19 protein-coding genes and 1 tRNA gene are annotated in these 17,064 nt (G+C 64.1%); 15 read left to right on the plus strand and 5 right to left on the minus strand.

The genetic code is table 11. From position 1 onward, the window contains the following. Positions 1 to 8 precede the first annotated feature (8 nt). Genes gap through GRI48_RS00760 form a run of 3 tightly spaced genes read left to right on the plus strand, consistent with a single transcriptional unit; the run spans position 9 to position 2,699 of the window. Positions 9 to 1,016, plus strand: a complete 1,008-nt coding sequence (gene gap, locus GRI48_RS00750) for a type I glyceraldehyde-3-phosphate dehydrogenase (protein ID WP_160669974.1) — start codon at positions 9 to 11, stop codon at positions 1,014 to 1,016. Then, positions 1,016 to 2,218 (plus strand): phosphoglycerate kinase, encoded by a 1,203-nt coding sequence (locus tag GRI48_RS00755; protein WP_160669977.1) that lies wholly within the window; start codon positions 1,016 to 1,018, stop codon positions 2,216 to 2,218. Before gap ends, GRI48_RS00755 begins: the two co-directional genes overlap by 1 nt. 13 nt (positions 2,219 to 2,231) lie before the next feature. Beyond that, positions 2,232 to 2,699 carry a PaaI family thioesterase gene (locus GRI48_RS00760; RefSeq protein ID WP_160669980.1) on the plus strand — a complete coding sequence of 156 codons (468 nt, stop codon included), beginning with the start codon at positions 2,232 to 2,234 and terminating at the stop codon, positions 2,697 to 2,699. Here GRI48_RS00760 and GRI48_RS00765 read toward each other — a convergent pair whose 3' ends face one another. After that, a complete protein-coding gene (locus GRI48_RS00765) occupies positions 2,700 to 3,458 on the minus strand; it encodes an NAD(P)H-dependent oxidoreductase (RefSeq protein WP_160669983.1) in 759 nt (252 codons plus the stop codon). A 163-nt stretch (positions 3,459 to 3,621) separates the two neighbouring features. Between GRI48_RS00765 and GRI48_RS00770 the strand changes: the two genes are divergently transcribed. Then, entirely contained in the window at positions 3,622 to 4,509 is an 888-nt protein-coding gene (locus tag GRI48_RS00770; protein ID WP_160669986.1) for a fructose bisphosphate aldolase, read from the plus strand. A gap of 3 nt (positions 4,510 to 4,512) precedes the next feature. On the opposite strand, the gene GRI48_RS00775 is transcribed toward GRI48_RS00770, so the two are convergent. Next, the gene (locus GRI48_RS00775) at positions 4,513 to 4,929 is read right to left on the minus strand and encodes a hypothetical protein (RefSeq protein WP_160669989.1); all 417 of its coding nucleotides are present in this window, start codon (positions 4,927 to 4,929) and stop codon (positions 4,513 to 4,515) included. A 47-nt stretch (positions 4,930 to 4,976) separates the two neighbouring features. On the opposite strand from GRI48_RS00775, the gene thiE reads away from it, so the two are divergent. From thiE to GRI48_RS00790, 3 genes are all read left to right on the plus strand, one after another. After that, positions 4,977 to 5,603, plus strand: coding sequence for a thiamine phosphate synthase (thiE, locus tag GRI48_RS00780; RefSeq protein WP_160669992.1), 627 nt, complete (start codon positions 4,977 to 4,979; stop codon positions 5,601 to 5,603). A gap of 85 nt (positions 5,604 to 5,688) precedes the next feature. After that, complete coding sequence (locus GRI48_RS00785) at positions 5,689 to 6,933, plus strand: L,D-transpeptidase family protein (protein WP_160669995.1); 1,245 nt, start codon at positions 5,689 to 5,691, stop codon at positions 6,931 to 6,933. A gap of 18 nt (positions 6,934 to 6,951) precedes the next feature. Next, the gene (locus GRI48_RS00790; protein WP_160669998.1) at positions 6,952 to 7,641 is read left to right on the plus strand and encodes a M23 family metallopeptidase; all 690 of its coding nucleotides are present in this window, start codon (positions 6,952 to 6,954) and stop codon (positions 7,639 to 7,641) included. 4 nt (positions 7,642 to 7,645) lie between these two features. Here the strand turns inward: GRI48_RS00790 and GRI48_RS00795 are convergent, their stop codons facing one another. Beyond that, positions 7,646 to 8,005: a hypothetical protein gene (locus tag GRI48_RS00795; protein ID WP_237451671.1), complete on the minus strand. Its 360-nt coding sequence runs from the start codon at positions 8,003 to 8,005 to the stop codon at positions 7,646 to 7,648. A 138-nt stretch (positions 8,006 to 8,143) separates the two neighbouring features. Here GRI48_RS00795 and efp point away from each other — a divergent pair, with 138 nt between their 5' ends. From efp to GRI48_RS00820, 5 genes are all read left to right on the plus strand, one after another. Continuing rightward, positions 8,144 to 8,707: an elongation factor P gene (efp, locus tag GRI48_RS00800; protein WP_160670001.1), complete on the plus strand. Its 564-nt coding sequence runs from the start codon at positions 8,144 to 8,146 to the stop codon at positions 8,705 to 8,707. Positions 8,708 to 8,717: 10 nt separating this feature from the next. Next, on the plus strand, positions 8,718 to 9,536 hold the full coding sequence (locus tag GRI48_RS00805; protein WP_160670003.1) for an inositol monophosphatase family protein: 819 nt from the start codon (positions 8,718 to 8,720) through the stop codon (positions 9,534 to 9,536). 70 nt (positions 9,537 to 9,606) lie between these two features. Beyond that, positions 9,607 to 9,690: transfer RNA gene (locus GRI48_RS00810), tRNA-Leu, on the plus strand. Between the two features lie 83 nt (positions 9,691 to 9,773). Further along, positions 9,774 to 11,576: an SLC13 family permease gene (locus tag GRI48_RS00815; protein ID WP_160670006.1), complete on the plus strand. Its 1,803-nt coding sequence runs from the start codon at positions 9,774 to 9,776 to the stop codon at positions 11,574 to 11,576. A 25-nt stretch (positions 11,577 to 11,601) separates the two neighbouring features. Beyond that, the gene (locus tag GRI48_RS00820) at positions 11,602 to 12,924 is read left to right on the plus strand and encodes an amidohydrolase (protein WP_160670009.1); all 1,323 of its coding nucleotides are present in this window, start codon (positions 11,602 to 11,604) and stop codon (positions 12,922 to 12,924) included. A gap of 84 nt (positions 12,925 to 13,008) precedes the next feature. Here GRI48_RS00820 and GRI48_RS00825 read toward each other — a convergent pair whose 3' ends face one another. Together GRI48_RS00825 and GRI48_RS00830 are read right to left on the minus strand one after the other, a co-directional pair. After that, entirely contained in the window at positions 13,009 to 13,188 is a 180-nt protein-coding gene (locus tag GRI48_RS00825; RefSeq protein ID WP_160670012.1) for a hypothetical protein, read from the minus strand. 29 nt (positions 13,189 to 13,217) lie between these two features. Next, the gene (locus tag GRI48_RS00830; protein ID WP_160670015.1) at positions 13,218 to 14,816 is read right to left on the minus strand and encodes an isocitrate lyase; all 1,599 of its coding nucleotides are present in this window, start codon (positions 14,814 to 14,816) and stop codon (positions 13,218 to 13,220) included. Positions 14,817 to 14,975: 159 nt separating this feature from the next. On the opposite strand from GRI48_RS00830, the gene GRI48_RS00835 reads away from it, so the two are divergent. The 3 genes from GRI48_RS00835 (at position 14,976) to GRI48_RS00845 (ending at position 17,018) form a co-directional block, all read left to right on the plus strand. Continuing rightward, positions 14,976 to 16,358 carry a helix-turn-helix domain-containing protein gene (locus tag GRI48_RS00835; RefSeq protein WP_160670018.1) on the plus strand — a complete coding sequence of 461 codons (1,383 nt, stop codon included), beginning with the start codon at positions 14,976 to 14,978 and terminating at the stop codon, positions 16,356 to 16,358. Between the two features lie 71 nt (positions 16,359 to 16,429). Continuing rightward, positions 16,430 to 16,720 carry a hypothetical protein gene (locus GRI48_RS00840; RefSeq protein ID WP_160670021.1) on the plus strand — a complete coding sequence of 97 codons (291 nt, stop codon included), beginning with the start codon at positions 16,430 to 16,432 and terminating at the stop codon, positions 16,718 to 16,720. A 142-nt stretch (positions 16,721 to 16,862) separates the two neighbouring features. Next, on the plus strand, positions 16,863 to 17,018 hold the full coding sequence (locus GRI48_RS00845) for a hypothetical protein (RefSeq protein WP_160670024.1): 156 nt from the start codon (positions 16,863 to 16,865) through the stop codon (positions 17,016 to 17,018). The last annotated feature ends 46 nt before the right edge of the window (positions 17,019 to 17,064 follow it).

Raw genomic sequence — 17,064 nt, forward strand, 5'->3', positions numbered from 1 at the left:
CTTTTAACATGGCGACCAAGGTTGCAATCAACGGTTTCGGACGCATCGGCCGCCTCGTGGCGCGGGCCATCCTCGAACGTGACGACCACGATCTCGAACTGGTCTCGATCAACGATCTCGCCGACACCGGCTCGAATGCGCTGCTGTTCGGCTTCGACAGCACGCATGGCCGCTTTCCCGGCACGGTCGAGGTCGACGGCACCGACCTCGTCGTCAACGGCAAGCACATCAAGGTCACCTCGGAGCGCGAGCCGGGCAAGCTCCCGCATGGCGACAACGGCATCGACATCGTCCTCGAATGCACCGGCTTCTTCCAGTCGGACGAGGCCGCCAGGCCGCACTTGTCGGCCGGTGCTAAGAAGGTGCTCATCTCCGCTCCTGCGACAGGCGTTTCCAAGACCATCGTCTTCGGCGTCAACCAGGACACGCTGACGCCTGAAGACGACGTCGTTTCCAACGCCAGCTGCACGACGAACTGCCTCGCTCCGGTCGCCAAGGTGCTGAACGACCTCGTCGGGATCGAACGCGGTTTCATGACCACGATCCACAGCTACACCAACGACCAGCGGATGCTCGACCAGATCCACAGCGACCTTCGCCGGGCGCGTGGCGGGGCGCAGAACATGATCCCGACAACCACCGGTGCGGCCCGCGCGGTCGGCCTTGTGCTGCCGGAACTGAAGGGCAAGCTCGACGGCTCCTCGGTCCGCGTGCCGACGCCCAACGTCAGCCTCGTCGACCTGACCTTCGTTCCCAAGCGCGATACCAGTGCCGAGGAACTGAATGCGGCGCTCAAGGCGGCCGCGGAAGGCAAGATGAAGGGCGTGCTCGATTATACGGACAAGCCGCTCGTCTCGAGCGACTTCAACCACCATCCGGCCAGTTCGACCGTCGACAGTCTCGAAACCAGCGTTATGGAGGGCAAGCTGGCGCGTGTCGTATCTTGGTACGATAACGAGTGGGGCTTCTCCAACCGGATGATCGACACCGCCGGGGTCATGGCCGGGATGCTTTGATGGCGGCCTTCAAGACCCTCGACGACCTGGGTGACGACCTGACGGGCAAGGTCGCGCTCGTACGCGTCGATCTCAACCTGCCGATGCAGGAAGGCCGCGCGAGTGACGTGAGCCGGGTCGAGGCGGCCAAGCCGACGATTCTCGAGCTCGCCGACAAGGGGGCCAAGGTGCTCCTGCTCGCCCATTTCGGTCGTCCAAAGGGGCAACGCCACTCGACCATGAGCACCAGCATGGTGCAGGGCGATCTCGAGAGGGTGCTCGATCGCGAGATCATGTTCATTCCCGAGGTTTCCGGGCCGGTCGTCGGACAGTCGATCGGGATCCTCGGCAACGGCGACATCGGCCTGCTCGACAACGTCCGCTTCTGGCCGGGCGAGGAAGCCAACGATCCCGAATTCGCCAAGGCGATCGCCGCGCATGGCGATCTGTACGTCAATGATGCCTTTTCCGCCGCGCACCGCGCCCACGCCTCGACCGAGGGGCTGGCGCATTTCCTGCCTGCCTACGCCGGACGTTCGATGGAAGCCGAACTCAAGGCGCTGGATGCGGCGCTCGGCTCGCCCGAACAGCCGGTGGCCGCAGTCGTCGGCGGGGCGAAGGTATCCACCAAGCTCGACGTGCTGGAAAACCTAGTCGGCAAGGTCCAGCACCTGATCATCGGCGGCGGCATGGCGAACACCTTCCTCGCCGCGCGCGGGGTCGATGTCGGCAAGTCGCTGTGCGAGCACGACCTGACCGATACCGCAAACCGGATCATGGACGAGGCAGACCATGCAGGGTGCACCGTGCATCTGCCCTATGACGTGGTAGTGGCGAAGGAATTCGCGGCCAATCCGCCCAGCCTGCGGACCTGCAACGTCCACGAAGTCGCCGGAGACGAGATGATCCTCGATCTCGGGCCGCAGGCGGTCGAAGCACTGGCCGACGTGCTCAAGACCTGTCGGACCCTCGTATGGAACGGGCCGCTCGGCGCGTTCGAGACCGAGCCTTTCGACGAGGCGACCGTCGCTCTTGCCCGGACTGCAGCGGCGCTGACCCAGGACGGTTCGCTGATTTCCGTCGCCGGCGGGGGCGATACCGTCGCTGCGCTTGCCCACGCGGGCGTGAAGGAAGATTTTACCTTCGTTTCAACGGCTGGTGGCGCTTTCCTCGAATGGATGGAAGGCAAGGATCTGCCGGGCGTTGCGGCGCTGCGAGCGTGAGCGGGCGGGCTGTATGAGCGAAATCGTCGAATCGTCCCACGGGCCCATCGCCATCACCGAAGGCGAGTGGGCGGGTTGGGCCACCTGGAAGTCCGATGCGTTCGAACAGCGGGCAGGCCCGTTCTACGAGAAGCAGGACGCCAACGGAGACTGGATCTGCGCCTTCGTCGCGGAAGAGCGGCACATGAACGGCGCCGGCTTCATGCACGGCGGGTGCCTGCTGACCTTCGCGGACGCGGCACTGTTCACCATCGCGCGCGAGGAAATGCGCGACAGCTACGGAGTGACGATGAACCTGGCGGGCGATTTCCTCGCCGCGGGGCAGGTAGGACAGTTCATCGAGGCCCGCGGCGAGGTGACGCGCGGAGGCGGCAAGACGATCTTCGTACGCGGCATCGTGACCGGAGACGGGACGCCCTTGCTCAGTTTCACGGGTATCATCCGCAAGCTCGGCAAACGCGGCGAGCGAGCCGCCGGCTGATCAGCGGTATTCGGGGTTGGGCGCGTCGAAGCGCCGTCCTTCCTTCCACAGGTCGACCGAGTTGCCGTGACAAGGGATGCCGCCCGCATCCTTCAGCATTCGCGCCATGTGCATCAGGTTCCACGTCATGAAGGTGGTGTTGCGGCGCGTGAAATCGTTGTCGAAACCGACATAGCCGTCGCCGTCCTCCTTCGGATCGCCATAGCTCGGCCCTGGACCTGCTTCGCCGATCCACCCCGCGTCGGCTTGCGGAGGGATGGTGTAGCCGACGTGCTGCAGCGAATAGAGCACGCCCATGCCGACGTGCTTGATGCCGTCTTCGTTGCCGGTGACGATGCAACCGCCGACCTTGCCATAGAATACATACTGGCCCTTGTCGTTTGTCTGCCCCGAATGCGCGTAAAGTCTTTCGATCAACCTCTGGCAAACACTAGATTTTTCACCGAGCCAGATTGGCGTTCCGACGATCAGGATGTCGGCTGCCCGGAACTTTTCCCAAATGACGGGCCAATCGTCCTGCTCTGCGCCATGTTCGGTCATGTCGGGATAGACGCCCGGAGCGATGTCGTGATCGACGAGCCGGATCTGCTCCAGCGCGACCTTGTTGCGCACCAGGATGGTTTCGGGAATGCCGAGCAACTTGTCGGTGTGCGATCCGCCGGGTGATGGCTTCAAAGTGCAATTGATCGTCAACGCTTTCAAGTCGCTGAAATCGGTCCGATTGTCGGTGCAGAGCTTTTCCTGGGTTTTGTCGAGCACGGGAGCCTCCTTTTCTATTTCCCCAACGCCCGGAAGCCGCGAAGGTCACGTTCCCACAGCCGCGCATGATTGTTATCGTTCACAAAGTTGCGGGCAGCGGACGTGCTGGCTAAGCCGCCTCGCAACCGCATCTCCGCCACCGAGCAGCCAAGGATCCGCCCGCATGAACACCGAGCAAATGACCGCCCAGATCGAGAACGGCGAGGGCTTCATTGCCGCGCTGGACCAGTCGGGTGGTTCGACCCCCAAGGCGCTCCAGGGCTATGGCATCGGTGACGATGCCTGGGGCAGCGAGGCCGAGATGTTCGAGCTCATTCACCAGATGCGCAGCCGTATCATCACCTCGCCCTGCTTCGCCAATGGCAAGGTTCTGGGTGCTATTCTGTTCGAGAAGACGATGAACGGCATGGTCGATGGCAAGCCCACCCCGCAAGCCCTGAAGGATCGCGGGATCGTTCCCTTCCTGAAAGTCGACAAGGGGCTGGAAGACGAGGACGACGGGGTCCAGCTGATGAAGCCGATCCCCGATCTCGACGACCAGTGTCGCCACGCTGCCGGCCTGGGGATGTTCGGCACGAAGATGCGTTCCGTCATCAATCTTGCCGATCCGAGCGGCATCGCTTCGATCGTCGAGCAGCAGTTCGCCTTCGGACGGCAGATCCTCGGCCACGGACTCGTCCCGATCATCGAGCCGGAAGTGAACATCAAGAGCCCCGAACGCGAGGCTGCCGACGCGATCCTGCTTTCGAAGCTCGGTGAGGCACTCGATGCTATGGACGGACCCGAGCGCGTGATGCTCAAGCTGTCGATCCCGGTGGATGCCAACCTCTACGCTCCGCTCATCGCACATCCGCGTGTTCTGCGCGTCGTGGCGCTGTCGGGCGGCTATTCGACCGAGGAAGCTTGCAGCGAACTGGCCAAGAACCAGGGCATGATCGCGAGCTTCAGCCGGGGACTGCTGCAGGACCTGCGCGCCGAGATGAGCGACGAGGAGTTCGATTCGACGCTCGGCGCGGCGATCGATCAGATCCACTCGGCCAGCGTCGCCTGACCGTTATCTGACCGGTGGCGGTGCCATCCGGTCCGGTGCGAACAGGAAGCCGAAGCGATAGCGGGCGGCCGGCACAGCCTCGCCTTGCGCTGTCTCGCCTGGCACGACCTCGCCGATGGAGAGCATCCCGCCATTGACGCGATAGGGCCGTTCGGTCGTCAGTTCCGCCTCTATGGTTTCCGTGCCCGTCGTCAGCCTGGCTGACAGGCGTACGCGGCCTGCCCAGACGCATTGTGCGCCGGTGGGGCAGCGCGAATCCTCCAGAACCTGCAGCGGGGTGACGACGAGGTCGCCGTCCCATCGGCCGACCTGCTGGGCTTCTCCGAGGGCGACGCATTCCATTGCGCCGCACCTTTCGGGTTCGGCCTCGTCGGCGGCGGAAACGCAGCCGGCCAGCGCCAGCACGATGAAGCCTGTCATGATCGCTTTCATTTGCGTCGCTGTGCTCCGGGGCTATTGAGCGCTCCATGAACGAACCCGGTTGCCTCCTCTACCTCATTTCGCCGCAGGACGTCGGCGGAGAATTTCCCGAACGGCTCGAACGCGCGATCGTTGCGGGGGAAGGTCTGGTCGCTGCCTTCCAGTTTCGGGTGAAGGGAATCGACCAGCACGAGGCCGCCAGGCTTGCCGAGCCGTTGCAGGCAATCTGTGCGCGGCATGACGTCGCCTTCATCGTCAACGACGACATCGCACTCGCAAAGCGGTTGAAGGCCGATGGCGTCCACCTGGGACAGGGCGACGGCGAGCCGAAGTCTGCGCGGGAAGAACTCGGCAAGGACGCGCAGATCGGCGTGACCTGTCACGATTCGCGGCACTTCGCGATGGAAGCGGGCGAAGCCGGGGCTGACTATGTTGCCTTCGGCAGCTTCTTTCCGAGTACCACGAAGGCGAGCGACCATCGCCCGCAAGTCGAGATCCTGGAATGGTGGAGCCAGCTGTTCGAGATCCCCTGCGTCGCGATCGGCGGTATCACGCCCGACAATTGCGCCCCGGTGGTGGCAGCGGGGGCGGATTTCCTCGCAGTTTCGGCGGCTGTCTGGGTCGGGGACGAAGCTGCGAACGTTAAGCGATTCAAAGACGTAATCTCCGCTTAGTCCTGCTCGTTGGACCCATCGTGGACGATGTGCGTTAGGGACCGAAAGGGCGTGAGGGTCGCGCCCGGAAAGCTGGGAGTCCCGCATGCGCCATATCCTTATCACTGCCTCGTTGATCGCCTTGGCCGCTTGCGGTCCGAACAAGAACGCCGACGATGCCGATACCGAGACGGCGCAGACGCAGACGCAGAGCGACAATCTCGCCGATTCGATGGCGTCGAACGACGACGGCGACCCCAACGATCCCGCGCTCGACATCGCGGATCCCGAAGATCGACCGATCATGCAGGCACAGGTCGTGCTCGACCGGCAGGGCTTCGGGCCGGGCGTGATCGACGGCAAGATGGGCATGAGTACCGAGAATGCGCTCGTTGGTTTCCAGACAGCGAACGACCTCGAAACGACAGGCAAGCTCGACGAGGCTACCAAGGAAGCGCTCGCGCGCTGGGAGACGATCCCGGCAACCCGCGTCGTGCGCATCCCGGCGGACTGGTCGGACAACGAATACACCGACATTCCCGACGATACGGCGGCGCAGGCCAAGCTCGACCGGATGGGTTACGAATCGCTCGACGAGAAGCTGGCGGAACGTTTCCACACGACGATCGAGGTTCTCGAGCAGCTCAATCCCGGCGGCAAACCGGCAGGCATGAAGGAAGGCTCGGCCACCGGTGATGCAACGCCATCGGCTTCGCCCAGCGCCATGGCCAGCGCGTCTCCCAGACCCACCCCGTCCGCCTCGCCGAGTGGCGGGGAGACCACCCGCACCGCCGAAAATTCCAGCACCAGCATGTACCGGCCCGGCCAGCTCATCCGGGTCCCGAACATCGGCGCCGACACGATCCAGCCGGGATCGGTCGACGACAGTGACTGGCAGGCCACGCTGACGTCGCTCGGCGTCGGTTCCGAACAGCCCAAGCTCGACCGGATCGTCGTCAGCAAGGCGGGCAAGACGCTCAAGGGTTACCAGGGCGACAAGCTCGTGGCATTGTTCACGGTCAGCTCCGGCTCGAGCGAATTCCCGCTCCCGCTCGGGAACTGGAAGATCAAGGGGGAGGCGTATAATCCGCCCTTCGCTTACGATCCCAAGGTGCTCAAGGGCGACAAGAACGCCAAGGGCGAGGAACACCAGCTCCCGCCGGGACCGAACGGCCCGGTCGGCGTCGTTTGGATCGACCTCAGCAAGGAGCACTACGGCATCCACGGTACGCCGGACCCCGAAACCATCGGTCGCGCGCAAAGCCACGGCTGCGTTCGCCTGACCAACTGGGACGCGGCGCGCCTCGCCCAGATGGTTTCGCAGAGCACCAAGGTGGAATTCGTCGCCTGATCCGGTAGAACGATAGACATGGGGATCATCGACCGCCTCCTGACCATCGTGATTACTGCCACCGCGACGTCCGCCGTGTGGATCGTGGCGGGTGGCAGCATCATCGAGAATACGTCGACCATGCGCGGCGACCAGTCGGTCAGGCCGGCCGAGGCCGCCCCGAGCCCCGATACGGGGCCGGGGGTGGTCGACCGGGAGAACGGCACCGTCGCGCGCAGCACGGCTGCTCCGCCGCTGGACCGCGGCGGTGCGAGCAATCCGGCAGCGTCGGAAACGCGGGACCTGATGATCCCGGTGCTCAATATCCGTGCCAGCGAACTGTCCGATACCTTCACCGATTCGCGCGGGAGCGGCAGCCGGTTGCACGAAGCGATCGACATCATGGCGCCGGAAGGGACCAGCGTGGTGGCGGCCGCGCCCGGTACGATCGAGAAGCTGTTCTTGTCCGATGCGGGCGGCAAGACGATCTACGTGCGCTCACCCGACCGGCAGACCATCCATTACTACGCGCACCTGGCCGATTATGCGCCGGGTTTGAAGGAAGGTCAGAAGATCGCTCGCGGCCAGCGTCTCGGCACGGTCGGCTCTACGGGCAATGCCGCGCCTGACGCGCCGCACCTCCACTTTGCGATCATGCGGACGACGCCTGGGGCGGAGTGGTGGGAGCCGGCCAATGCGCTCAACCCCTATCCGCTGCTGACCCGCTGAAGGGTCAGCTGCCGCGTTTCACACAGCGCAATTCGCCCAGTGTGCCGTCCGCCATCCGTTGCCGCAACATCGTTTGGGAAACCCGTTCGAACGTCTCGCCGCGCAGGACACCCGAGGTGAAAACCACCCGGGTCCCGGTGTGCAGATAGGTTCCGCGCTTGCCATCGCGTTCGTAGCTCGACCCGTTGACGACCTTGAAGTTTTGATCGTCGCGCGCAACGATCGGAGTATTCCCGGCCAGTCCCGGCAAGGCGCAATCATAATGCCCGCGCGGCAAGGTTCGCAGCGGCCCGCCGGGCGCGGCGGCGGCGTGGGTTGCCGCCAGAAGGGCGGCGATTGCGATCGAGATGCGGCAAATCGTCATGCTGTCTCGCGTATCATCACCGCCATGCGCTGGCCAGATCGCACATCGCCAGCCTTGCCGCACCGGCAGCGCTAGGCTAAGGCGCGCCGCGCATCCGCGGATCATCCCGCGCACTCGCACAATCGAAAGCTCATTCTCATGAAGATCAGCGGCGTGGACATCCGTCCCGGCAACATTCTCGAATACGAAGGCGGCATCTGGAAGGTCGCCAAGATCCAGCACACCCAGCCCGGCAAGGGCGGTGCCTACATGCAGGTCGAGATGAAGAACCTGCAGGACGGCCGCAAGACCAACGTGCGCTTCCGCAGCGCCGACACGGTCGAAAAGGTCCGGCTGGACACCAAGGACTACCAGTTCCTTTACGAGGATGGCGACATGCTCGTCTTCATGGACAAGGACACCTACGAGCAGATCAACCTGCCGTCCGACCTGCTGGGCGACGCCCGCCCGTTCCTGCAGGACGGGATGGAAGTCATGCTCGAACTGTGGGACGAGAAGCCGATCAGCGTCGAACTGCCTTCGCAGATCGAAGCGACGATTGTCGAGGCCGATGCAGTGGTGAAGGGCCAGACCGCCTCTTCCAGCTACAAGCCCGCGATGCTCGATAACGGCGTGCGCATCATGGTCCCGCCGCACATCGAGAGCGGTACGCGGATAGTCGTCGACGTCTACGAGCAGTCCTACGTCGGCAAGGCCAGTTGAGGTCTAGCTGATGGCTGCAATCTCCGGTCTCATTCGCGTGATGGAAAAGGCTGCCCGCAAGGCGGGTGGCCGGTTGCGGCGCGACTTCGGCGAAATCGAGCACCTCCAGGTGAGCCGTAAGGGTCCTGCGGACTTCGTTTCCAAGGCCGATATCCGTGCCGAGCGCGCGATCTACGATGAATTGCTGCAGGCCCGGCCGGACTGGGGTTTCGAGCTCGAGGAAGCCGGCACGATCGAGGGCGCCGAGGGTGCTCCGCGCTGGATCATCGACCCGCTCGACGGAACCAGCAACTTCCTTCACGGCATCCCGCATTTCGCGATCTCGATCGCGGCGCAGGAACCGCGCCTCGATGGCAAGGGTTGGGGCGACGTGATCGCGGCGGTCGTCTACCAGCCGATCACCGACGAAACCTTCTGGGCGGAAAAGACCCGCGGAGCATGGCTTCACGACGGTCGGCTGCGCGTGTCGTCGCGCCGCCAGCTCTCGGATTCGCTGATTGCAACCGGAATTCCGTTCCAGGGTGCGGGTGACCCGGTCGAATGGACCAAGATTTATGCGGCGCTCGGCCCGCAGGTGGCCGGCATCAGGCGTTTCGGCGCGGCCTCGCTCGACCTCGCATGGGTCGCAGCCGGTCGGTTCGACGGCTTCTGGGAAAGCAATCTCAAGCCGTGGGACACGGCAGCAGGCACGCTGCTGGTGCGCGAGGCAGGCGGTTTCGTGACCGACTTCCGCGGTCGCTCGAACCCGGTGCACGACGCGCAGGTTCTCGCGGCCAACGACGGCCTTCATTCCAAACTGCACAAGTCGCTGGTCAACGCTCTCAAGTAGCGCGATCGAGTGAAGCGGAAGGCTTGATGCCGCGCGGGGTCACGGCTAACAGCCGCGCTCCCGCATCAGTGCCCCTGTGGCGGAATTGGTAGACGCGCTCGACTCAAAATCGAGTTTCTTCGAAGTGCCGGTTCGAGTCCGGCCAGGGGTACCAGGGTTTCCGCATTCCCGCTTCCGCACCGGAAGCGCGAAACTCCTTGCAAAGCCGCAGCCCCTCTGGGATTCACGATCGCAACGATGCTCGGCGTCCCTTCCTTCCACGCACTGGCTGCCATGGCCGTCACGGTCTCGATGTTCGTGGCGTTCGCGCGGGGACGGCTGTCGGTCGAGATCGTGTCGCTGGTGACGATCGCGGTGATCGCGGTCGGGCTGTATTTCTTTCCGCTGCCGGGCACCGAGCCGACCGACGGGCTGGAGCTCGCCTTTGCCGGCTTCGGTCATTACGCGCTGATCACCATCTGCGCGTTGATGATTATGGGCCGCGGGCTGGTCGTCACGGGGGCGCTGGAGCCAGCCGCGCGCCTGCTCGAACGCATCTTCAAGTTCAACCTTCAGATCGGCCTGCTCGTGTCGCTGGTGGCGGCAATGGTGCTGTCGATGGGCGTCAACGATACGCCCGTGCTGGTGTTGCTGATGCCGATATTCGTGGCGCTTGCCTCGCGCGGGGCGATGCCGGCTTCAAAGACGCTGATTCCGCTCAATGCCGCCGTGCTTATCGGCGGGATGGCGACGACGATCGGCACGTCTACGAACATCCTGGTCGTCTCGATCGCGGTCGATCTGGGAATGCCGCAGATGAGCGTGTTTCACTACACGCCGATCGTGCTGATCGCTGCGCTGGTGGCGCTGCCTTACCTGTGGCTCGTCATGCCGCGGCTGCTGGGCGACAACCGCGTCGAGGCGGCCGGTGTGAAGCGCCGGTTCCACACACGCCTTCGCATCGGCGAGGGGAGCATCCTGAACGGGCAGGAACTCGCCAGCGTGATCCCGAACCTGCCCGAAAGCATCACTTTTCACGACCAGCCCGAAGGCCCGCTCTCCAGTCAGCAGCGGCTTCATATCTCGGGCACGCACGAAGCGCTCGAAGACGCGATGCGCGTACTCAAGGGCGAGGTCGCGCCCGCCTGGGTACTCGACCGCATTCGGCGGTCCTCGTCGCAGCGGCGCGAGGACATCACCGTCGTCGAGATGACGGTGACGGGCGATTCGCGCCTGATCAACCGGACGCTGCCGACATCCGGCGTCGCCGATCTCTACGGCGTGGCCGTACTCGGGATTCATCGCCCCAATCGCATAATGGGCGAAAAGGAACAGTATTCGACCGGCGGCGACCTGCGCATCCAGGAAGGCGACGTGCTGCTGGTAATGGGCCTCAACGAGGAGTTGCAGGAGTTTGCGCGCAACGACAGCCTGCTTACGCTGGACGGGGCGCAGGAATTGCCCCGCCGCTCGAAGGCGCTGTTGTCGGCCGCGATCATGGTCGGTGCCGTCGGCACGGCCTCCGTCGGGCTGCTGCCGATCGCCATTTCGGCGCTGGCCGGAGCGATCGCCATGTTCCTGACCGGCTGCGTCAAGTTCGACCGCGTCGGGCGCGCGCTTTCGGCCAAGGTGATCGTATTGGTCGCTGCGAGCATCGCGATCGGCCGCATCATCCTAGAAAGTGGGGCGGCCGAATGGCTCGGCACGGCGCTCGCATTGGGCCTGCAATTTCTGCCGCCGGCAATGGTGCTCGCCGCGATCATGCTGTTCGTGACGCTACTGACGAATTTCGCTTCCAATGCGACTGCCGCGACGGTCGGCACGCCGATCGCCTACAATATCGCGACCCAGCTGGGCTTGCCGGCAGAGCCGTTGATCCTGGCCGTGCTGTTCGGCTGCAACCTGTGTTACGCGACACCCATCGCCTACCAGACGAACATGCTGATCATGGCGGAGGGGTCGTACGAATTCAAAGACTACATCCGCACGGGCGTGCCGCTCGTGATCCTGATGACCGCGACCTTGTCGGTCCTGCTGGTGATCAGTTACGGCATGGGGTGATCGGCACGAAAACGGGGGAGCAATTATGAAAAGATGGATTCTGGCAAGCGCGGCAATGGCCGTATGCGCACCGGCACAGGCGCAAGACCTGGCGGCGGAGGTGGCGACCGACATGCCGATGCTGATGGACCTCTATCGCGACCTCCATGCCAATCCCGAACTGAGCTTCCAGGAACACCAGACCGCGGCCAAGCTCGCCGCGCGCATGAAAGCGCTCGGCTTCGAAGTGACCGAAGGCGTCGGGCAGACAGGCGTGGTCTCGGTGATGCGCAACGGCGATGGCCCGACAGTGATGATCCGCGCCGACATGGACGCGCTGCCCGTGATCGAGCAGACCGGCCTGCCTTACGCCAGCAAGGTCCGCGCGGTGTCGAGTGCCGGCGTCGAAACCGGGGTGATGCATGCTTGCGGCCACGACACCCATATGGCGGGCTTCATCGGCGCGGCGCGCAGGCTTGTTGCCAACAAGGGGGCCTGGAGCGGGACGCTCGTCATGATCCTCCAGCCAGCCGAGGAGATCGGCAGCGGCGCGCGCGCGATGATCGAGGACGGCCTGTTCACGCGCTTTCCCAAGCCGGACTACGCTCTTGCTTTCCATGATGCGGCGGCGCCGGCACCTGCCGGCATGATCGGCGCGACGCCGGGCTATGCGCTGGCCAATGTCGATTCGGTCGATGTGACGGTGAAGGGCATCGGCGGGCATGGCGCGCAGCCGCACACCACGAAGGACCCGATCGTCCTGGCGAGCGCGATCGTGATGAAGCTGCAGACCCTGGTCAGCCGCGAAACGAGCCCGATCGACCCGGCGGTCGTCACTGTCGGCAGTTTCCATGCCGGCGCAAAGCACAACATCATCTCGGACAAGGCGGAACTGCAGCTGACCGTGCGCAGCTATTCCGACGAGACGCGCAAGGCCCTGCTCGACGGGATCGGCCGGATCGCGAAGGGCGAGGCGATGGCTTCCGGCGTACCGGAAGACCTGATGCCGGTCGTCACCGTGAAGGACGAATTTACCCCTTCCACGTACAACGATCCGGAGCTGACGCAGAAGCTGATCGGCCAGTTCAAGCAGCGCTTCGGCGAAAATCGCGTCGCGGTGATGCCGCCGACCACTGGCGGTGAGGATTTCGGGCGCTACCGGCGCGAGGACCCGGAGAATATCGAATCGGTGATCTTCTGGGTCAGCGGAACGCCGCAGGCCCTGCTCGACAAGGTCGCGGCGGGCGAAGCCACCATGCCGTCGCTTCATTCGCCCTTCTGGGCTCCCGATGCGGAGAAGGTGATCGCCACCGCTGCCGAGGCGCTGTCCGCCGCGGCGATCGACCTGATGCCCGCTAGCGGCGGCTGAATTTACCTGGCCCCACAAAAAAATGACGGCCGCCGGAGCTTGGGGGCGCTCCGACGACCGTCTTCTCCTCCCCAGGAGTTGGTGTCAGCTCGGCGTGTAGGTGCCCAGCCGGTGATGCAATGCGTTGATCTTGGCGAGTTCCTCGCGGTCCTCGGTGGCCTTGGCGTGGCTTTCGAGCGCACGCCGCAGCAGTTTGAAATCGGCGGTCGAGAACAGCGCCCTGGCGCGGGCGGGTTCCTTCTGTCCGGTGCTTTCATCGCTCATGTCGAAATCTCCTCAGTCTGGCGAAGCGATCAGGCCGCTTCGAACTGATTCATCGTGTTGTCCGCGCCGCCCGCTTTCAAGGCTGCTTCGCCGGCGAAGTATTCCTTGTGGTCGTCCCCGATGTCGGAGCCGGCCATGTTCTGGTGCTTCACGCAGGCGATGCCTTCGCGGATCTCGCGGCGCTGGACCTGCTGGACGTAGCCGAGCATTCCTTCTTCGCCGAAGTACCGCTTGGCGAGATTGTCGGTGCTCAGCGCGGCCGTGTGATAGGTCGGCAGCGTGATCAGGTGATGGAAGATGCCGGCACGCTTGGCCGCATCGGCCTGGAAGGTGCGGATCCTCTCGTCGGCTTCGGCGGCCAGTTCTGTGTCGTCGTAATCGACGCTCATCAGCCTGTCGCGCTCGAATGCGGACACGTCCTTGCCGGCCTCCTCCCAGGCATCGAACACCTGCTGGCGGAAGTTTAGCGTCCAGTTGAAGCTGGGCGAGTTGTTGTAGACCAGCTTGGCGTTGGGGCAGACTTCGCGAATGCGGTCGACCATGCCGGCGATCTGTTCGACGTGCGGCTTCTCGGTTTCGATCCAGAGAAGGTCGGCGCCGTTCTGGAGCGAGGTGATGCAGTCGAGCACGACGCGGTCCTCGCCGCTGCCGGGGCGGAACTGGAACAGGTTCGAAGGCAGGCGCTTGGGCTTCAGCAGCTTGCCGTCACGGCTGATGTAGACATCGCCGTTGGCAATCGATGCCGGATCGACTTCATCGCAGTCGAGGAAGCTGTTGTACTGGTCGCCCAGATCGCCTTCTTCGCGGACATAGGCGATCTGCTTGGTCAGGCCGGCACCGAGGCTGTCGGTGCGCGCCACGATCACGCCATCGTCGACGCCGAGCTCGAGGAAGGCATAACGGACCGCCCGGATCTTCGCGAGGAAGTCTTCGTGCGGAACGGTAACCTTGCCGTCCTGGTGGCCGCACTGCTTTTCGTCCGACACCTGGTTTTCGATCTGGATGGCGCAGGCGCCGGCCTCGATCATCTGCTTGGCGAGCAAGTAGGTCGCCTCGGCATTGCCGAACCCTGCATCGATGTCGGCGATGATCGGCACGACATGCGTTTCGTAATTGTCGATCGCGTTTTCGAGGCGCTTCGTTTCCACCTCGTCACCGCGCTCGCGCGCGGTATCGAGATCGCGGAACATGCCGCCCAGTTCACGGGCGTCGGCCTGCTTGAGGAAGGTGTAAAGTTCCTCGATCAGCGCGGGCACCGAGGTCTTCTCGTGCATCGACTGGTCGGGCAGGGGACCGAAATCGCTGCGCAGCGCGGCGACCATCCAGCCCGAGAGATAGAGGTAACGGCGCTTGGTGCTGCCGAAATGCTTCTTGATGCTGATCAGCTTCTGCTGACCGATGAAGCCGTGCCAGCAGCCGAGCGACTGCGTGTACTGCGCGGTGTCGGCATCATAAGCGGCCATGTCTTCGCGCATGATCCTGGCAGTGTACTTGGCGATGTCGAGGCCGCTGTTGAAGCGGTTCTGCAGCTTCATGCGAGCTGCGCTTTCGGCATCGATCGCGGCCCACGACGATCCGTTGTCCTTGATCAGCTTCTGCAGGTCGGTGATGGTGTTTTGGTAGGTCATGGTTACGCTCCTTGGGGAGTGGGAATCGGCAGTGCGCCGTTGCAATCCAAATGCCGGAGCATGCAGCGATTCGACAGGAAAAGTTACAAACTATCTTGTCTTACGAGCGCATTTAGACCAAGTTCTGTGTAAATGTGTAAATAGCTTTACAGGTGAACCATGGCCGATGATGCCGTTTTTGCCGGGGCTGCCCTGCGTCGCCTGCGCCGCAAGGAGGGGATGACGCAGGCCGCGATGGCTGAGCGTATCGGCATTTCGCCGAGCTATCTGAACCTGATCGAGCGCAACCAGCGCCCTTTGACCGCGCGCGTGATGATGCAGGTCGTCGACCGGTTCGATTTCGATCCACGCGGGTTTCGCGAGGACGAGAGCATCGGCGGCGTTGCCGGTCTCGTCCGCCGCTTCCAGGACGAACGGTTCGCCGATCTCGGGATCGATCGCGACGACATTGCCGAGTTCCTTTCGCAGGCACCGCAAGCCGCAGCCGCATTCGCGCGTCTTTACGATACGTCGGGCGAGGGCGGCATCGTGGGCACGGATCCCCTGGACGAGGCACGCCGCGAGATCGAGCGGTGGCGCAACCACTTCCCCGACCTCGATCGCGATGCGGAAGAACTGGCCGACGAATTGCGCCTGTCGCGCGGCGATATCGGCGTCGCCCTGACGGAACGCCTGCGGGACAAGCACCAGCTGGCAGTGCGAATCTTGCCGCGCGAGGTCATGCCCGATCTGCTGCGACGGCTCGATCTTCACGCCCGGCAACTGCAGATAAACGAGATGCTGCCGCCCTCGGCACGCAACTTCCAGGTGGCGACACAGCTCGCCCAGCTCGAGAAGCGGGAGGAGATCGCGAATATCGCGCGCGGACCCGATTTTTCCGACGAGGCCGCCCGTGCGCTGTTCGAACGGCATCTGACCGGGTATTTCGCCGCCGCCCTCATCATGCCGTACAGCCGCTTCCTGCGCGCCTGCGATGCGACCGGATACGATCTCACCGTGCTGCAACGGCGTTTCGGCGTGAGTTTCGAGCAACTCGCTCATCGCCTCACCACGCTGCAGAGGGTGGGGCAGCGCGGCTTGCCCTTTTTCATGGCGCGGATCGATCGCGCCGGCCAGTTCTCGAAGCGCTTCGTCGGCGCCAGCGGCACGACACTGCTCGACAGCGATACCAGTTGCCCCTTCTGGAACGTGCATCAGGCGTTCGAACAGCCCGATCGCCTGCAGGTGCAGCAGATCGAGCTGGCCGGGTCGGACGCGGCGCCGTCGCACTGGTTCACGCTCGCCCGTTCGATCACGGCCGCCGATGGCGCCGAGGGTGCGCGCTTCAGCGTGGTAGTTGGCATCGAGGCCAGGCTCGCCGGCGAACTCGCGCATGCGCGAGGCGTCGACCTCGATCCGGCCAAGGCCCAGCCGGTCGGATTGGGATGCGCACGCTGCTTTCGGGAAAACTGCCGCCAGCGCAGCCTTCCGCCGCGCGCCACGGCGTTGCACTTCGACCCCGTCACGCGCTCGGTCGCGCCGTTTTCCTTCGGCTCCCGCTGAGCGAACCAAGCTGCGACGGGAACCGCAGGTAGCCGGCCCGCGTTCTGCCGCGATAACATAGGGAGATTCCCATGACAGAAGAACGCATTACGACCGTCGAGACGCCGACCGGCAATACGCATACGACCACCACCGTCACGCATGACGATGCGCCGCGCAAGAGCGGTGGCGGCATCATCCTTCTCGTGGTGCTGGTGATCGCGGCGATTGCTGCGGTCTTCCTGTTCTCGAACATGAGCAATTCGGAAGTCGCCAAGGACAATGCCATCGCGGGCGCAGCCGAGAGCGTTGGTGACGCAGCAGGCCAGGTCGGTGACGCCGCCCAGGAAGCCGGCGACGCGATTCAGGGCGCTGCTGACTAATTCATCGCCAGCAATGACGAGCGAGGCGGGGCAGGGCGCTGCTCCGCCTCGTCTCGTCTCATGAAGCGTCGGTTCACCCTTTTCATAAGCAAAAGGCTAAGCGCACTGGTGTGGAGCAGGCTCTCGAACACGGGAGCTTGGCATGGCAGACTGGAACCGCACCGATTACGACGCGCTCGAGCGAGCCGGGCGATGGCGTATGACTGTGCTGTCGCCTGACTCGCTGCATGGCGTCTCGCCGGTCCTGATCGGCTATCTCGCTGTAGCGCTCGCTGTCCTCGCCGCCGTCGGACGGTAAGGGTTCGGATCCCTGCCAGCCTCTCGACGCGCCTGAGGCTGTAAAG

The organism is Qipengyuania oceanensis (assembly GCF_009827535.1).
Taxonomy (GTDB): domain Bacteria; phylum Pseudomonadota; class Alphaproteobacteria; order Sphingomonadales; family Sphingomonadaceae; genus Qipengyuania_C; species Qipengyuania_C oceanensis.

Excerpts from the sequence above, each read along its gene's own strand:
- GRI48_RS00795 (WP_237451671.1), bottom strand. The coding sequence starts at position 8,005 with ATGACGATTTGCCGCATCTCGATCGCAATCGCCGCCCTTCTGGCGGCA.
- GRI48_RS00785 (WP_160669995.1), top strand. The coding sequence starts at position 5,689 with ATGCGCCATATCCTTATCACTGCCTCGTTGATCGCCTTGGCCGCTTGC.
- GRI48_RS00775 (WP_160669989.1), bottom strand. The coding sequence starts at position 4,929 with ATGACAGGCTTCATCGTGCTGGCGCTGGCCGGCTGCGTTTCCGCCGCC.
- GRI48_RS00840 (WP_160670021.1), top strand. The coding sequence starts at position 16,430 with ATGACAGAAGAACGCATTACGACCGTCGAGACGCCGACCGGCAATACG.
- GRI48_RS00830 (WP_160670015.1), bottom strand. The coding sequence starts at position 14,816 with ATGACCTACCAAAACACCATCACCGACCTGCAGAAGCTGATCAAGGAC.
- GRI48_RS00820 (WP_160670009.1), top strand. The coding sequence starts at position 11,602 with ATGAAAAGATGGATTCTGGCAAGCGCGGCAATGGCCGTATGCGCACCG.
- GRI48_RS00805 (WP_160670003.1), top strand. The coding sequence starts at position 8,718 with ATGGCTGCAATCTCCGGTCTCATTCGCGTGATGGAAAAGGCTGCCCGC.
- GRI48_RS00770 (WP_160669986.1), top strand. The coding sequence starts at position 3,622 with ATGAACACCGAGCAAATGACCGCCCAGATCGAGAACGGCGAGGGCTTC.
- GRI48_RS00755 (WP_160669977.1), top strand. The coding sequence starts at position 1,016 with ATGGCGGCCTTCAAGACCCTCGACGACCTGGGTGACGACCTGACGGGC.
- gap (WP_160669974.1), top strand. The coding sequence starts at position 9 with ATGGCGACCAAGGTTGCAATCAACGGTTTCGGACGCATCGGCCGCCTC.
- GRI48_RS00815 (WP_160670006.1), top strand. The coding sequence starts at position 9,774 with ATGCTCGGCGTCCCTTCCTTCCACGCACTGGCTGCCATGGCCGTCACG.
- thiE (WP_160669992.1), top strand. The coding sequence starts at position 4,977 with ATGAACGAACCCGGTTGCCTCCTCTACCTCATTTCGCCGCAGGACGTC.
- GRI48_RS00760 (WP_160669980.1), top strand. The coding sequence starts at position 2,232 with ATGAGCGAAATCGTCGAATCGTCCCACGGGCCCATCGCCATCACCGAA.
- GRI48_RS00790 (WP_160669998.1), top strand. The coding sequence starts at position 6,952 with ATGGGGATCATCGACCGCCTCCTGACCATCGTGATTACTGCCACCGCG.
- efp (WP_160670001.1), top strand. The coding sequence starts at position 8,144 with ATGAAGATCAGCGGCGTGGACATCCGTCCCGGCAACATTCTCGAATAC.
- GRI48_RS00835 (WP_160670018.1), top strand. The coding sequence starts at position 14,976 with ATGGCCGATGATGCCGTTTTTGCCGGGGCTGCCCTGCGTCGCCTGCGC.
- GRI48_RS00825 (WP_160670012.1), bottom strand. The coding sequence starts at position 13,188 with ATGAGCGATGAAAGCACCGGACAGAAGGAACCCGCCCGCGCCAGGGCG.
- GRI48_RS00845 (WP_160670024.1), top strand. The coding sequence starts at position 16,863 with ATGGCAGACTGGAACCGCACCGATTACGACGCGCTCGAGCGAGCCGGG.